The organism is Enterobacter sp. fkY84-1, from assembly GCF_052974705.1.
This window is the reverse complement of sequence record NZ_CP169393.1, coordinates 1,686,966-1,702,663: the sequence shown is the minus strand read 5'-3', so window position 1 is coordinate 1,702,663 and position 15,698 is coordinate 1,686,966. Positions and strand designations below refer to the sequence as shown.

The following is a 15,698-nucleotide window of genomic DNA, read 5'->3' as shown; positions in this document are numbered from 1 at the left end:
GCCTTTTTTATTAAATTTTGTTGGCGTGTTCTAATAGTGCCGCACTTAGTTTTTCATAATCTTTGTACTTCTCAGAGAGTTCTATCAAACGTGCCTTACGCCACTTCATATGTACTTCATGTGCTTCAAGTTCTGTGGGATAAGTACCTAAACAAATCTTTTTCCCATCAACACTACAATATGCTTTGAATTTCTTACCTGATGCTTCAACACCTTTCATGTACTTACCAGGTTTGGTACTTTTGAAGAGTTGGTTAACTTCAGGAGGAACATACATACAGTTTTGAGGTGAGTACTCTCGTGAACATGGATTTAGTATATCTTTATCAAGTTGCCAATGCTCTTCATAATTCTGTTCATGCCAATCCAAGAATAATGTTAGTTTGCTAAAACCTTCACCAATACTTACATCAGCATAATCAGGGTTATATAGCGTTCTATCGAACATATTATTGAATGCCTTGCGACCTTCTTTTAGATGAGGATAATCAATATGTTCACGTACATTTTTTAAATCATTTACTCTTTCCATTTTAAGATTCCTTTCTTTTGTGGTGAAACATCCTGTCTCACCATTTGCTATAACTTTATTAGGCGTACAGCATTAGCCTTTTTTCAAAATAATGAATTGCGTCAGTAGGTGCTGAAAAGCACTTGCGAGTGTTTCACGCTCGCAGACACCACTCTTAGATAGTTCCTGCAATGCGGTTAACTGAGCATCAGTTAATCGCACGGTCACACAATTAGTTTTTACATCCTTTTTGTTTTTCATTTGTTTTTCCTTATTAAATGATTTCGATTTCGTAATAAATCCCATGTAAAAAGAACCCTACGGCGTAGGGTTTCTTTTCAATGGAAAGATAGATGAGTCACAATCCATATATTATTTATTATTTTTCTTCGGTACATGTGAGATATCTTGAAGACATTAGTAGTATAGGATTTAAATCAAAATCGTTTCACGGATTTTTAAATCCTTATTGTTGATTCAATCTGGGAGTACTGAAGAAGTTGGGAAACAGCATTGAGTACTTGATACCTATATTATACCATGTTTATTTTTCCCGTTTCAGGTAGCTCCTAACCCATCTATTAATCACTGGTATCTTCAAAGGTAGTGTAATGATACATAATACCATAAAGAAGATTGAACAGACTATGTACATGGGGAATATAACTAAAATGTAAAGAATGGCTGCGAGTACTTCCATAAAACTTTTCATAATAAAAAACCTCCTGTTCTTATAATATTATTTATTATAAAAATTATAAACAGGAGGCAATATCATAGATGATATTATTAAATAATTAGCTCGCTAATATTATTTTAGCTTTTCTTTCCATCAAAAGCATCATTAGTCATTTGAGTAACTTCAGCTTCCGTTAGATCCGTTTTTGTCGGATCTACATTTTTATTAGTATCAGTATCGTAGAATTCAACTGCTTCTTTATACATAGGTACTTCATTATCGATAGAACCTACCACTAAAATTTTACGTGCTTTTATAGCCATTTTTTTTTCCTTTTATTTTTGGTTGAAATTTGAACAACTACATCTCTTCTTTTTTAGACACACTTTACCTGACCAGTAGGCTTTATGCGTTTGATAAAGAATTGTTCAGTTTTTATCAGCACAACGTGTTGACAATATTAATGGTATATATTGAGAGGTTGTCAGTCAAATTTGACTTAAGTCTAAAAATAGCTTTATTTTGACAAACTTAGTACATGCATGATATTTTGTATGCGAGTAAAAAATAAACCCCGAGGGGTGCGAAATTAAAGTTAAAAAGATTGATTTTTGTTGTTACTTGTGTTATGTAAGACTATCATTCCATGCATTATGTTCGTCAAAACCTCTCAAAATATTTTCTCCTTTTTTTTAACAATTTTCAAAATTTTACCCTTAAATAACCATAACTAATTGTTTTACAAGAGAAAAATCCCAGCAGCCGAACCTCACGTTTTCACTATAGCAAGAGAGAAAATGAGGCCTGAGCTTGAAATTCAATCAATCCATTCAATCATGTCTTCGTTCAGAACATAAGCAAAACTATCAGGTTCTCTACCAACCATCATTACATTGATGTAATGCAAAAGATCACTTATGCTTTTCTTTCTACTTGCATACAATACCCATACATCACCGTTTGACTCGACTCTGAATACCATTTCCTTGTCTTCTTTGACGATATAAGTTCGTTCATTGTCCTTTTGATAGATACTGATTTCACTTAACAGTGCCCCACTGTTATCGGTTAATAGTAGATGCTTAAGTATGTCTTTATGATAAGTGATATCATATGAATAATAAGCACCTATGTAACTTGAGTCAGTTCTTAAACATTTAATTGAGGCTACTACTTTTGATATATTCTCATTTGTTTTTCTTCTAAGGACGGTGTTATCTTGATTTGAAATTTCACCGACATCATAATTATATGAAAGCCGAACTACTTCACTTGCATTTTCGATTGAGTTAATTTTTGCGATCAAATCTTCCTTTTCTATATTTCTTTTCCTTTTAAATTCCATTATCGCAAACAATTCCTCTTCATCATTTGCACTTTTAATCTTTTCATTAAGCTCTAATAATTTGTTGTTGGTTTGTTGAAGAAGATTTTTTAGGGTATCCACGGAATAATTTTGTGTTTTATCCCCATAAATATCATCCAGATCCAACCCTTTTATATGTTCTAATAAAACTTTTTCCGTAACGCTGTACCTCAGCATCTTTGAATTACACTTTTCATCTTTAGTACGTTGTCTATAGCATCGTAAGTACTGCCTCCCATTTGACATACTCTGAACGATCATAGGACTACCGCACTCATAGCATTTAGTTAGGCCGTTAAATAAATTCCGTTGTTTTGTTGTAGTGCTTCTTTGCTTTTTATTTGAAACATTCCTATCCATCAATGATTGGACTTTTAGAAAAAGATCATCATCAACAACTACCGGATAGATACGCTTAGCATTATCGTGTGCTTCTTTCTTGATCTTTAAATTCTCTAAAATTCTCTTTTCGGCTTCATTAGTACTTTCATTAATTTTTTTGGGTATGGTTTTGTACTTACCCACAAGAAAGCCATTAAGACGACGATCACGTAATTTGTTATATACAGTGACAGTGTTCCAACCTTTGCCGTTGTACCTGTTACCTTCATCATTGAGTACCTTTACGATATGAGTCACCCCGTACCCATCACGATACATCTGAAAGATTCGTTTAATAGTTTCTACTCTGTGATAGTCAATCTCATATGACAGTTTATCAGTACTGAGTGACAACCAATCTGGTGTGTTGTTGTTTAGAGCCACCCCATTTGCTAAAGATACTTCTTTGCGATGCTTCCATGACTTCATACTAATACGGGCTTTTCGCTTCGATTCCTGGTGAGCACGTTCAATACTTGTGGATAATGCAGATAACTTGTGATCGAGCTTATAGCTGTAGATTTGCCCCGTTTCAACTTCAACAATATCAATGTTACGTTTGATCAGAAAAGTAAACTCATCGATTGCATCATAGCCCTGCTTTCTGGAGAACCGGTCCACGGACTCAATCAACAGACAACCTTCAGTAATTTCTCCTGATCTTACACGTTCCTTGAACCGCCCCAATGACCCCTTCGTGAAGTTGTGTCCGGCGTAGCCTGACAATCCTTTATCACTTTCCAGTACTTCATGATTGCTTGGATCAAGCTGATACCCTAATTCAGCGGGTAGTTTAGCGTTTTCGAGGAAGTCTAATACTGTACTAATCTGGCGATCTAAGCCAAAAGCATCAACCTGCTGCAAGCTCGATACCCTACTATAGATGTAGGCTTTGACAGTTCGCATTCATGCACCTATACATTTGATAAACATAATCATTGAGGAACTCATTATGTCCGATAAAGAATATGTATTCTATAGTACGCTGGAAGAAGCTATTGATGCCGCTCGTGAAGAGTTCCTCGCCGACAACCCCGGCGTTGAAGAAGAAGATGCTGACGTGCAACAACTTAATATCCAGAAATACGTTCTGCAGGATGGGGATATTATGTGGCAGGCCGAATTCTTTGCCGATGAAGGTGAAGAAGGGGAATGCCTGCCGGTCCTGAGCGGTGAAGGTGCGCAGGCCGTCTTTGACGGTGACTATGATGAAATCGAACTGCGGCAGGAATGGCTGGAAGAGAACACATTGCACGAGTGGGATGAGGGCGAATTTCAGCTCGAGCCACCGCTGGATACGGAAGAAGGTCAAACCGCAGCCGATGAGTGGGACGAGCGTTAATTTACGCTACTCGTAAGGACCGTGGCTGGCATCGATCGGCAGCAGCAGCGTGTCGAAAATTAGCGAGAATGGCAGATCCAGCACGGTGAGGTAGCGCCATGCGGAGTCACGGAGATCCCACTTCACGCCCGGGTAATACTGATTCCCGTGGCCCTGCCCTGGAATGGTGCGGCTGATGATGCTGCCGCAGCCGCTGAGCAGGCATGCCATCAGAACGACGATGATGATTCTCATGAGTAACCTCTAAAAAAATACCGGCGATTATGCCGGTATTTTAGTTGGTGGGAGGTGCTTCGCTTACCTGCCCTACTTAACCACTTACTTCGCCTTCAACGCCAGCGGGTTCAGCTTCAGTTCTTTATAGTAGTTTACCCACGAAGAGTATCGCTCCGGAGCGGACCATACGCGGAAGTGAAGACGCGCCATCGTAACCGGGTCGCTCAACAGGACCAGACGACGGTCACGGTTGAGTTTTTCCGGGGTCTCGTTCAGCGCCTGCTCAACGTGACGATCGCGGGCAATCTCCAGCACCTGGCTGGCGCGGTGGCGCGCCGTCGCCATTGCCGTCGCCAGGGCGTTGAATGACGGGTTAAATACGGCGTGCATAAAGCCGTCATCCAGCGTGCGATTGCGGTTCTGCTCGAGATAACGATCGGTGTCTACCAGCACCTGCGGCGGGGAATACTCTTCCGGGATCAGGAACAGCTTCCAACGTTTGGTCCGCAGCCCTACCGTCGAACGGCTGGAGATCACGGAGACAAACGGCGACAGGATCAGCGAGAAGACAATCGGCGCCAGCCAGAACAGGAAGCGCAGATCCAGCCACGCCATCCCGGCCGCCCACACCAGACCCAGCAGCAGCTGAGAACCGTGGCGCATAAAGGCTTCGCTCCACGGCGTGGAGTCGTCATCACGCTGCGGTGAGTTCCAGACCACTTCCCAGCCCAGGAACGCACTGACCACGAACACGGTGTGGAACAGCATACGCACCGGTGCCAGCAGCACGGAGAACAGCACTTCCAGCAACAGTGAAAGGGTCACGCGGAAGAAACCGCCGTACTCTTTCGAGCCTTTGCACCAGATCAGGATGATGCTGAGCAGCTTAGGCAGGAACAGCAGCACCATGGTGGAGGCAAACAGCGCAATCGCCAGTTCCGGACGCCACTGCGGCCACACCGGGAACAGCTGGCGCGGCTGCAGGAAGTATTGCGGCTCCGTCAGGGCATGGACGACCTGCAGCGCTGTGGAGAGCGCAAGGAACATAAACCACAGCGGTGCGGAGAGATAAGACATCACGCCCGTCAGGAACACCGCGCGGTGAACCGGGTGCATCCCTTTCACCAGGAACAGGCGGAAGTTCATCAGGTTACCGTGACACCAGCGGCGGTCACGCTTGAGCTCGTCCAGCAGGTTCGGCGGCAGCTCTTCGTACGATCCCGGCAGGTCGTAGGCAATCCAGACGCCCCAGCCAGCACGACGCATCAGCGCCGCTTCTACGAAGTCATGCGACAGAATAGAGCCGGCAAACGAACCCTCGCCCGGCAGCGGCGCCAGCGCACAGTGCTCAATGAACGGCTTCACGCGGATGATGGCGTTGTGACCCCAGTAGTGGGATTCACCCAGCTGCCAGAAGTGCAGACCTGCCGTGAACAGCGGCCCGTAAACACGGGTGGCGAACTGCTGACAGCGCGCATAGAGCGTGTCCATTCCCGACGCTTTTGGTGAAGACTGAATGATACCCGCGTTCGGGTTGGCTTCCATCAGACGCACCAGACCGCTCAGGCAGTCACCGCTCATGACGGAGTCAGCATCCAGCACCACCATGTAGCTGTACTGGTTACCCCAGCGGCGGCAGAAGTCATCGATGTTACCGCTTTTACGCTTCACACGACGGCGGCGGCGACGGTAGAAGATCTGCCCTTCGCCCTGCACTTCTGCAATCAGCTCCATCCACGCTTTTTGTTCTGCCACGCAGATATCCGGGTTGTAACTGTCGCTCAGGATGTAAACGTCAAAATGCTCCGCGTTGCCGGTCGCCTTCACGGACTCCCAGGTGGCACGCAGGCCCGCAAACACGCGGTCAACGTCTTCGTTACAGATAGGCATAATCAGCGCGGTACGGTGCTCAGGATTGAGGGGTTCATCCCCGACCGTTGACGCCGAAATGCTGTATTTGTCACGCCCCATCAGCAGCTGCAGGAAGCCCATCAGCGCGGTCCAGAAACCGGCCGAGACCCAGCAGAAGAGAACCGCGAACAGCAGAAGGATGCCGCTCTGCAGGATATACGGCAGCAGCTGCATGAAGGAGACCCAGAGATCCTGGCCCATCATGTCCATCGGGTTGATGAACGCCCAGCCCTGATACGGCAGGATGGTTTTCATATACCAGGTCGCGACGACCGTCTGCGCCAGCGTCAGCAGCAGCAGGATGTAGCGACGGAGGGTCCCCACGGTACGCCATTTCTGTTCGGAAGCCTGCTCTTCTTTCGTCAGGCGTGACAGATAGCGCGGCGTCACATCACGCCCGCGCAGGCGATCCCAGAAGCGGCCCACCGGGTTGGTGCGCCACGGATCGGGGAACATTGAGGAACGCGTGGCCTTCGGCATCGCCTGAAGCTGATCGCGCCCTTCGTCGTCTTTAATCAACTGCCCTTCTGCCAGCGAGTCCGGCCAGGCCTGCTCCAGACGTGCCTTTACTGACCCCAGCGGCGTATCATCATCACGGGAAAACTGACGATGTTCACCATCCAGCGCGGTGTGAACCGCGCGGATGTCGCTCTTAGGCAGTGCCGCTTTTTCGATATCCGTCAGCGGCATGGCATCAATATATTCAGATGTATTATTCATTGGCAGGTAGCTGATAGCTCCAGGTTTCACTCAGCGGCTGATCGTTACTGACCAGCGCAGCACGCATTTCAGTGGTCTGTTTCGGATCTTTCACTTTCACGCGCAGGGTCAGACGCCAGCCTTTGGTTACCGGGTTGTAGCGCACGGTATTCTCAACGATTTCACCGTTATCACCGATGCTGGCCTGAGCGGCAACGGCGGTGTCCGGTGACAGTTTCTTCATATCCTGGCCTGTAAAGTCCACGACAAAGGCCACGGTACCGTCAGGCTGACGGATAAGATTAGACTGCTTCACATCACCCGTTGAACGGCGAGTCTGCATCACATACGCGTTATCCGGCGCATGCAGCTTATCTTCGTCGCGGCTGAAGGTGATGGTGTACTTGAAGTTCATCTCTTTACCGGCTTCCGGCAGCTGATCCGGCGTCCAGTAAGCCACGATGTTATCGTTGGTTTCGTCGTTGGTTGGAATCTCAACCAGCTCAACCTTACCTTTACCCCAGTCACCGTTTGGCGTGACCCAGGCGCTTGGACGCTGGTCATAGCGGTCGTCCAAATCTTCAAAGCGGGAGAACTGACGGCCACGCTGCAGCAGGCCAAAACCTTGCGGGTTTTCCATCGCGAAGCTGCTCACCGCCAGATGTTTCGGATTGTTAAGCGGACGCCAGATCCACTCTCCGTTACCGGCATGAATAGACAGACCGTTGGAGTCGTGCAGTTCCGGGCGGAAGTTAGTGGCCGGAGACGGCTGGTTCGGCCCAAACAGGAACATGCTGGTCAGTGGTGCAACGCCCAGTTTGCCCACTTTATCACGCAGGTAAACCTTGGACTGCACGTCAACCACGGTGTCACGACCCGGCATAATCACAAAGCGATAGGCGCCGGTCGCACGCGGTGAATCCAGCAGCGCGTAAATGGTCAGACGTTTATCCGTTGGTTTTGGACGTTCAATCCAAAACTCACGGAAACGTGGGAATTCTTCACCTGATGGCAGCGCGGTATCAATCGCCAGTCCGCGCGCAGAAAGCCCGTATACCTGCCCCGCGCCAATCACGCGGAAATAGCTGGCACCAAGCATGCTGACGATTTCGTCGTTTTTATCTTTGCTGTTGATCGGGTAAAGCACCTTAAAGCCTGCGAAGCCCAGGTCTTTCACCGTATCTTTGTCGTGTTGCACATTGCCAAAATTGAAGTAATCCGGGCTGTATTTGATCTTACGTACCGCTGTGGCCGTCACTTCGTTGATGGCAACAGGCGTGTCGAAATACATACCCTGATGATAAAACTCAAGCTTGAACGGGGTCTTGATGTTGCTCCAGTAGGCTTTGTCATGATTGAACTGGATCTGCTGATAGTCCGCATATTTCATATCGCGGAAAACGGAGGGCAAGTTACTTTTCGGCGCTTCGTAGCTCTTGCCAGCCATCGATTTTGCCTGTTTTGCGACATCGTCGATGTTAAAGGCCAGTGCCGATGAGGTATACAGTGATAACACCACTGCAGCACCTAACCAACGCATTTTCATCATTTGTGGTTTATGTTTCATAATAAGTAAGCACTTCCCCCTTTGTGTGCTTATATCGATCCGATCCATTTTAATGGAAACTCAGGCAATCCGACAACATTATCACTGCTTTGTTCAGCTGCTGGCTCATGGATTAAGCAAATGAAAGAACCCATTATTCACTTTGCGTGCTTATCCTGGAGACAGGGTGTCGGTCTTGGTGTAGGGTTGCTTTCGAATGTAACCATTATGAGTCTTAGGGATAAGACGAAAAGTCTGAGAATGCACAACGTTATATGAGCACAACACCAACAGAACGTGAATATTTCCTCGACTCGATCCGGGCATGGCTGATGCTATTGGGGATCCCTTTTCACATATCACTGATTTACTCCAGCCACACCTGGCATGTGAATAGCCAGATGCCTTCCTGGTGGCTGACGCTGTTTAATGACTTTATTCACGCCTTCCGTATGCAGGTGTTTTTTGTCATCTCCGGCTATTTCTCTTACATGCTGTTTCTGCGATACCCGCTTAAACGCTGGTGGAAGGTGCGCGTCGAGCGCGTGGGGATCCCCATGCTGACCGCGATTCCGCTACTGACGCTGCCTCAGTTCATTATGCTGCAGTACGTCAAAGGCAAAGCGGAAAACTGGCCGAATCTGTCACTGTATGAAAAGTACAATACGCTGGTCTGGGAGCTGGTGTCTCACCTGTGGTTCCTGCTGGTCCTGGTGGTGCTCACTACGGTGAGCCTGTTCATTTTCAGCCGCCTGCGTCACCACCTGAGTTCGAGAGCTGACGCCTTTTTCGCCACCGTTACGCTGGGCAAACTGTCGGTGCTCTTCTTGCTGTTGGGTATCGCTTACGCCGCGGTGAGACGCATCCTGTTTATCGTCTATCCACCGATACTGAGCGACGGCCTGTTTAATTTTGTGGTGATGCAGTCCCTTTTCTACATTCCGTTCTTTTTAATTGGCGCGCTGGCGTTTATTTACCCGAAGCTGAAAGCGCTGTTTACTACCCCGTCACCGTGGTGTGCTGTTGGTGCGGCCATCGCGTTCGCGGCCTATCTGCTGAACCAGCGCTACGGGAGCGGTGACGCCTGGATGTACGAAACGGAAAGCGTGATCACCATGCTGCTGGGTTTATGGATGGTGAACGTAGTATTCGCGCTCGGCCACCGCCTGCTGAACTTTAAGTCCAGCCGCGTGACCTACTTCGTGAATGCGTCGCTGTTTATTTATCTGGTGCATCACCCGCTCACGCTCTTCTTCGGGGCTTACATCACCCCGCATATCGCCTCCAACACGCTGGGCTTCTTTACCGGTCTGGTGTTTGTCGTGGGGATTGCGATCGTGCTCTATGAAATCCACCTGCGGATCCCGCTTCTGCGTTTCCTCTTCTCAGGAAAACCTCAGGTAAAAGCCTCATAAACAACCGCGGCGCACTCAGTGCGCCGCGTTTGCTTCAGGTGTCCAGTTCCTGCCCGCGCTGGGTCAGCAACCGTTGATAAAGGTGGGTGGTTTCTTCATCGAAACAGACAAAGATTACTTTCTCAGGCATCGGTTTTAGCGACAGATAGCGGTAAACGGTGTCGACGGCGATCGTAGCGGCAGCCGCCTTAGGATAGCCATACACCCCCGTACTGATGGCCGGGAACGCCATTGTTTTATAGCCGTTGTCGGCAGCCAGCCGCAGACAGTTCCGGTAAGCCTCTTCCAGAATACTCGCCTCGTGCCGATCGCCACCGTGCCAGACAGGCCCTACGGCGTGGATCACCGCTTTGGCAGGCAGATCGCCCGCAAGCGTAATGACCGCATGGCCGGGAGGACATTCGCCCTGCTGTTGCCGTACGGTTTTGCAGGCTTCCAGCAGCTGCGGTCCGGCAGCCCGGTGGATAGCCCCGTCCACACCGCCTCCCCCCATCAGGGAGGGATTGGCCGCATTGACGATGACGTCGACGTGCATGGTCGTAATATCACCATGAATAACTTCAATTTGCGGTTTCATAAAGCCCCTCTGCAACCCGCCTTTTTATTAAGTGTATCGCAGGGCTGCCAGGGAGAAAAAACTATCAGAAAAAATCCTCTTCCGCACAAAGCGGAAGAGAGAACGCTATCGATACTGGATTTCGACAACCGCGAGCGTTTTTTCAGGGTTAAGGTATTTCATGCGGAGCGACACCAGATCTGAATCGGACACTTTGCCATTAAGCGCCTCTTCATAACTGACCATGCGCGTTTGCATACGATTATTATCCGGACAGGACATAGCAAACTGTCTCTGCTGCGGCGTAACTTCACAGGGGTCTGCAACAATGGCACCGCGAAAATGAATAACGCCACCGTTCACAATGGTAGCCGAATAAACCGGGAGGCTAAAAACAGAAACAATCAGGCCCAGACCCGTCACGAGTCGAGCGAAAGAGTGGTTCATTATCGGTACTCCTCAATGAAAATCGTCCTTGAGGGGTAAACGCACTTCATTATGACAAACGAAGTCTCACGTTAAGGAACATAATGACCTGATCCCTGATATCAGCATAGCTCAACGGCACAGACCCGCCACATTCGCAACACATTGATTTCATGAATGATTAAAGCGAACGTTCCGCTGGCGACCACTGCTGTGATAAATGAAGCGATTTACCGTCTGAAACGGTGACAACGATTTTTACCGTGTCTCCCGCATTAATATTTAAACTCAGGCGCATTAAATCAATCGTCTGATTAGCGGGTATAAAAAGGGTATTTTGCTGTCGGGACGAACTTTGTCCCCCCTGCCCTTCCCGAACGGAAACAATCTGAACCTGACAATCACACGGCTGCGCCAGGGTGACCTGAGGAATAATGGTGGTCATATTTTCCTGCTGCGACGTTTTGAAAGTTATTTGGCTGGAAAGCGCGGCAAGAAGAATTAAGGTATTCATGATGAACTCCCGAAAAAAAACAGGGCATCAGCCCTGTTTTTTTGTAGCACAGATTTCAGTATCAGTACTGATGAGCTGTCGCGTGGTTACCAAAACCAATCTGGGTAACGTTGACAGTAGAGTTAGAGGCAGTCTGGTCGACGAGGGCGCCGTTAAAGCCGCCGGACTGGCTAACGTTCATAACAGATTTTTTGCTGTTCCACTGATCCAGTGTTGCACTGTTGCCAAATCCTTTCTGGGTCAGGTTGATTTTACTGTCATCAGAACCCTGACCAACGTCAGCGCCGTTACCGCCACCTTTCTGGGTAATATTCAGCACGGAATTTCTGGCGTCTGTCTGCAGAGCAACCGCGGAGTTACCGCCACCGTCCTGATAAATATTCAGGGTTGAATTTGGGCCACTGTATCCGCCATGACCATGCCCATGGCCCCAGCCGCCCTGATTAATAGAACCCGCCATAGCACTACCAGAAACTACGATTGCTGCAAGCGCTGCCACTTTGAGAAATTTCATGGTAAACCCCCATCGGATTGATTAAAATCGTCGCGAATGCGCTAATGTTGAATAACGTTAATCGCCATTTGCGACTGTTTCTGCACTACAACTGCGGTTTTCTGCGTACCGTACTGCGTAATATTTGCTCTATTACCCGACCCTTTCTGGATAATTTTCGCGCTATTACCGTATCCCTCTTGCGTAATACCTGCATCATTCGCGGTACCGCTCTGATCGATCCAGGCTATATTGTAACTCCCTGATTGATCAACTCTTGCTCTGTTGCCCGCCCCATCCTGTGAAACAATGGACAAGAGTTTTGAACCTTCCTGGCGAACCTGAGCGTCATTAAAAACACCCTGTTGACCAATAATGGCTGCCTGATTGAGTGATGAAAGACTTAATTCGTTAACCGCAAAGTTATATTCAGCATTGGCTAAATCTGAATTCGCTGCGGTTACAAATCCAGGCGCACCCAGTAATGTAAACACCATAAATAACGATGTGTATTTCATGTTGTCACCCTGGACCTGGTTATTTAATCACGCCATAACCTATAACCGTGTTACTTGTAAAAACGATGCGTATTGTGTTAACGCGTCGTTACGGTGAAGAGTATGTCCGCTGAAACATTTTAAATATCTCACCCGCGCGGCTTATTTTTATTTTTCGGATCACCACAAAGTCGTAATTTACGACAAAAATCACTTTACTCAGGCCAGCTTATATTTTTTATTTCCCCTGTCCAACAATCAGGTTGTACAACGAGGCGAAGGCTGTCCACCCGTCTTCTCGCGTTGTTTAAACGTAACGGCAGAAGGACACTTTTTCACAGTCGTGACACGAAGCCCGTTTTCTTAAGCCAGACAACCGCGCATTTATGGGCTTAGAAATAATCTGTACCTCATACTGTTTTATCGTTCGCATAAAATAATAAATATACCTAATAATCAATGAAATATAAATATTTGTATGATTTTTAAAAACTGTGCATCTCTATTTAGATGTACAACTTTCTCATCATTTCTCGCCATTCATCACAAGTGATTTTCACAAATTAATATTGATTTTTACATTCGGTTACATGTTTAACACTTGCTTTAAACTTCGTAAAAGCTAGATTGAAATTAGATGTACGAAATTGGTTTTATATTTACCTCCCCGTGGAGGTTATGGTCTGATTCTACACACAGCAGTGCAACATCTGTCAGTACTTCTGGTGTCCTCTATTAAACAGGAGGACAGCTGCCAGGTGCCAAAAAAAAGTGGGGTTTCATCATGTATAATGAAGTCCATAGTTTACATGGTCATACATTACTGTTGATCACAAAACCTTCTTTGCAAGCGACAGCGTTATTACAACATTTAAAGCAATCTTTATCACTGAACGGGAAATTGCATAATATTCAACGTTCTTTTGATGATATTGCACCTGGCAGCATCATTCTGTTCGATATGATGGAAGCTGATAAAAAGCTCATCCACTACTGGCAAGATATTTTAAGCAGGAAAAACAATAATATCCGCGTGCTATTATTGAATACGCCTGATGAATATCCTTTCAGGGATATTGAAAGCTGGCCGCATATCAATGGCGTGTTCTACGTCACGGAAGAAGAAGACCGGGTAGTTGAGGGTCTGCAAGGCATATTGCGCGGAGAGTGTTATTTTTCGCAAAAGCTGGCCAGCTACCTCATCACGCACTCCGGAAATTATCGCTATAACAGCTCAGAGTCAGCACTGCTCACGCACCGTGAGAAAGAGATCCTGAATAAGTTACGCATTGGTGCTTCAAATATTGAAATCGCCCGTTCGTTATTTATCAGCGAAAATACGGTAAAGACGCACCTTTATAATCTTTTCAAGAAGATAGCTGTAAAAAACCGAACTCAGGCGGTTTCGTGGGCAAACGATAACCTCAGGCGTTAATCACATGAAGCGCACGTTGAGTTGGATCGCCGCAGCGAGTTTCCTGCTCGCTGCCGGGAATCTGAAGGCCGTCGAGGTCGAAGTTCCCGGATTGTTAACAGACCACACTGTCTCATCGGTCGGGCACAGTTTTTATCGAGCCTTCAGTGACAAATGGGACAGTACTTATACCGGAAATATAACAATCAACGAGCGGCCCAGTGCACGATGGGGAAGTTGGATAACAATAACGACCAATCAGTACGTTATTTATCAAACGTTTTTATTCCCCACTAAAATGGACTTCGATAAAAACGTAGCCCTGGCACTGGCCCAATCAGAAGACGCTATTAATCGCCTGCAAATAGATAAAGCCCTATTAAGCACCAGCGATTTAGCTAAAGACGAGTTCTAGCGAACCGATATGCGGAGGCTGTCATGCGTATTGCATATGCAGTTGTTTCGATAATGCTAATAACACCTATAAGCTGGGCCGGAAATATGACGTTTCAGTTCCGTAACCCTAACTTTGGCGGTAACCCTAACAACGGTGCCTTTCTGCTGAATGAAGCGCAGGCGCAAAACTCCTATAAGGACCCAAGCTTAAAGGATTTTAGCGTTGATACCCCATCCGCACTGGACAACTTCACTCAGGCTATCCAGTCGCAGATTTTAGGCGGGTTACTGACCAACATTAATACCGGCAAACCCGGCAGAATGGTGACCAACGATTTTATCGTTGATATCGCCAACACCGATGGACAGCTTCAGCTGAACGTGACCGATCGTAAAACCGGAAGGATCTCCACTATTCAGGTTTCCGGTCTACAAAGTAATTCAACTGACTTTTAAACAATAGCTAAATAAGGACAACGATCATGCAGCGCTTCCTGATATTTGTTGCAGTGTGCTTATTGAGCGGTTGTTTAACTGCTCCACCTAAAGAAGCTGCAAAACCAACATTAATGCCTCGGGCCCAGAGTTATCGTGATTTAACGCATTTACCTGCTCCAACGGGGAAAATATTTGTCTCCGTATACAACATTCAGGATGAAACCGGGCAATTCAAACCTTACCCGGCAAGTAACTTCTCCACGGCCGTGCCGCAAAGTGCCACCGCGATGCTGGTTACCGCGCTCAAGGATTCGCGCTGGTTTATTCCGCTGGAACGTCAGGGTCTTCAGAACCTGTTGAATGAACGGAAAATCATTCGTGCCGCACAGGAGAATGGTACCGTCGCGGCCAATAACCGCACGCCTCTGGAATCTCTGGCGGCAGCGAACGTGATGATTGAAGGATCGATTATTGGTTACGAAAGTAACGTTAAATCGGGTGGTGCGGGCGCGCGGTACTTCGGTATCGGTGCGGATACCCAGTACCAGCTCGACCAAATCGCCGTTAACCTGCGTGTGGTCAACGTCAGTACAGGCGAAGTGCTCTCTTCGGTGAACACCAGCAAAACCATCCTGTCTTATGAAGTTCAGGCAGGGGTATTCCGCTTCATCGATTACCAGCGTTTGCTGGAGGGTGAAATTGGCTACACCTCTAACGAGCCGGTCATGATGTGTCTGATGTCGGCCATTGAAACCGGCGTGATCTTCTTAATCAACGACGGTATTGACCGCGGGCTGTGGGATCTGCAAAACAAAGCAGACGTGCAGAACCCGATACTGGTTAAATACCGCGATATGTCAGTCCCTCCGGAATCCTGACAGGAAGCGCATAAAAAAGG

General features: G+C 47.2%; 18 protein-coding genes. 6 read left to right on the top strand and 12 right to left on the bottom strand.

Going from position 1 to position 15,698, the window contains the following annotated elements:
* Nucleotides 1–10: 10 nt before the first annotated feature.
* The 4 genes from ACEPLT_RS08005 to ACEPLT_RS07990 form a co-directional block, all read right to left on the bottom strand.
* Nucleotides 11–532: a hypothetical protein gene (locus ACEPLT_RS08005; protein WP_191185299.1), complete on the bottom strand. Its 522-nt coding sequence runs from the start codon at nt 530–532 to the stop codon at nt 11–13.
* Nucleotides 533–604: 72 nt separating this feature from the next.
* A complete protein-coding gene (locus ACEPLT_RS08000; RefSeq protein WP_158236492.1) occupies nt 605–772 on the bottom strand; it encodes a hypothetical protein in 168 nt (55 codons plus the stop codon).
* A 555-nt stretch (nt 773–1,327) separates the two neighbouring features.
* Nucleotides 1,328–1,513 (bottom strand): hypothetical protein, encoded by a 186-nt coding sequence (locus tag ACEPLT_RS07995; protein ID WP_191185298.1) that lies wholly within the window; start codon nt 1,511–1,513, stop codon nt 1,328–1,330.
* A 494-nt stretch (nt 1,514–2,007) separates the two neighbouring features.
* Nucleotides 2,008–3,801, bottom strand: a complete 1,794-nt coding sequence (locus ACEPLT_RS07990; protein ID WP_447088342.1) for a recombinase family protein — start codon at nt 3,799–3,801, stop codon at nt 2,008–2,010.
* 88 nt (nt 3,802–3,889) lie between these two features.
* Here ACEPLT_RS07990 and ACEPLT_RS07985 point away from each other — a divergent pair, with 88 nt between their 5' ends.
* Nucleotides 3,890–4,279 carry a MysB family protein gene (locus ACEPLT_RS07985; protein WP_021240785.1) on the top strand — a complete coding sequence of 130 codons (390 nt, stop codon included), beginning with the start codon at nt 3,890–3,892 and terminating at the stop codon, nt 4,277–4,279.
* A 6-nt stretch (nt 4,280–4,285) separates the two neighbouring features.
* Here ACEPLT_RS07985 and ACEPLT_RS07980 read toward each other — a convergent pair whose 3' ends face one another.
* From ACEPLT_RS07980 to mdoG, 3 genes are all read right to left on the bottom strand, one after another.
* On the bottom strand, nt 4,286–4,513 hold the full coding sequence (locus ACEPLT_RS07980) for a YceK/YidQ family lipoprotein (RefSeq protein ID WP_008500835.1): 228 nt from the start codon (nt 4,511–4,513) through the stop codon (nt 4,286–4,288).
* Between the two features lie 84 nt (nt 4,514–4,597).
* Nucleotides 4,598–7,126, bottom strand: coding sequence for a glucans biosynthesis glucosyltransferase MdoH (gene mdoH, locus ACEPLT_RS07975; RefSeq protein WP_232928388.1), 2,529 nt, complete (start codon nt 7,124–7,126; stop codon nt 4,598–4,600).
* Nucleotides 7,119–8,672, bottom strand: a complete 1,554-nt coding sequence (gene mdoG / locus ACEPLT_RS07970; protein ID WP_021240787.1) for a glucans biosynthesis protein MdoG — start codon at nt 8,670–8,672, stop codon at nt 7,119–7,121. Before mdoG ends, mdoH begins: the two co-directional genes overlap by 8 nt.
* A 254-nt stretch (nt 8,673–8,926) precedes the next feature.
* Here mdoG and mdoC point away from each other — a divergent pair, with 254 nt between their 5' ends.
* Entirely contained in the window at nt 8,927–10,066 is a 1,140-nt protein-coding gene (mdoC, locus tag ACEPLT_RS07965; protein ID WP_008500838.1) for a glucans biosynthesis protein MdoC, read from the top strand.
* A 34-nt stretch (nt 10,067–10,100) separates the two neighbouring features.
* Here mdoC and ymdB read toward each other — a convergent pair whose 3' ends face one another.
* From ymdB to csgB, 5 genes are all read right to left on the bottom strand, one after another.
* On the bottom strand, nt 10,101–10,643 hold the full coding sequence (ymdB, locus tag ACEPLT_RS07960; protein ID WP_008500839.1) for an O-acetyl-ADP-ribose deacetylase: 543 nt from the start codon (nt 10,641–10,643) through the stop codon (nt 10,101–10,103).
* 105 nt (nt 10,644–10,748) lie between these two features.
* Nucleotides 10,749–11,069, bottom strand: coding sequence for a type 1 fimbrial protein (locus ACEPLT_RS07955; RefSeq protein WP_008500840.1), 321 nt, complete (start codon nt 11,067–11,069; stop codon nt 10,749–10,751).
* A gap of 160 nt (nt 11,070–11,229) precedes the next feature.
* Nucleotides 11,230–11,562 carry a curli assembly chaperone CsgC gene (csgC, locus tag ACEPLT_RS07950; protein ID WP_023343744.1) on the bottom strand — a complete coding sequence of 111 codons (333 nt, stop codon included), beginning with the start codon at nt 11,560–11,562 and terminating at the stop codon, nt 11,230–11,232.
* A 61-nt stretch (nt 11,563–11,623) separates the two neighbouring features.
* Complete coding sequence (csgA, locus tag ACEPLT_RS07945; protein WP_008500842.1) at nt 11,624–12,076, bottom strand: curli major subunit CsgA; 453 nt, start codon at nt 12,074–12,076, stop codon at nt 11,624–11,626.
* 41 nt (nt 12,077–12,117) lie between these two features.
* Nucleotides 12,118–12,573, bottom strand: coding sequence for a curli minor subunit CsgB (gene csgB, locus ACEPLT_RS07940; protein ID WP_008500843.1), 456 nt, complete (start codon nt 12,571–12,573; stop codon nt 12,118–12,120).
* A 763-nt stretch (nt 12,574–13,336) separates the two neighbouring features.
* On the opposite strand from csgB, the gene csgD reads away from it, so the two are divergent.
* From csgD to csgG, 4 genes are read left to right on the top strand one after another with little or no spacing between them, the layout of a single operon-like run.
* On the top strand, nt 13,337–13,987 hold the full coding sequence (csgD, locus tag ACEPLT_RS07935) for a biofilm master transcriptional regulator CsgD (protein WP_021240790.1): 651 nt from the start codon (nt 13,337–13,339) through the stop codon (nt 13,985–13,987).
* 4 nt (nt 13,988–13,991) lie between these two features.
* Nucleotides 13,992–14,381: a curli production assembly/transport protein CsgE gene (csgE, locus tag ACEPLT_RS07930; RefSeq protein WP_021240791.1), complete on the top strand. Its 390-nt coding sequence runs from the start codon at nt 13,992–13,994 to the stop codon at nt 14,379–14,381.
* 23 nt (nt 14,382–14,404) lie between these two features.
* Nucleotides 14,405–14,818, top strand: coding sequence for a curli production assembly/transport protein CsgF (gene csgF, locus ACEPLT_RS07925; protein WP_008500846.1), 414 nt, complete (start codon nt 14,405–14,407; stop codon nt 14,816–14,818).
* Nucleotides 14,819–14,844: 26 nt separating this feature from the next.
* Complete coding sequence (gene csgG / locus ACEPLT_RS07920; protein ID WP_008500847.1) at nt 14,845–15,678, top strand: curli production assembly/transport protein CsgG; 834 nt, start codon at nt 14,845–14,847, stop codon at nt 15,676–15,678.
* Nucleotides 15,679–15,698 lie beyond the last annotated feature (20 nt).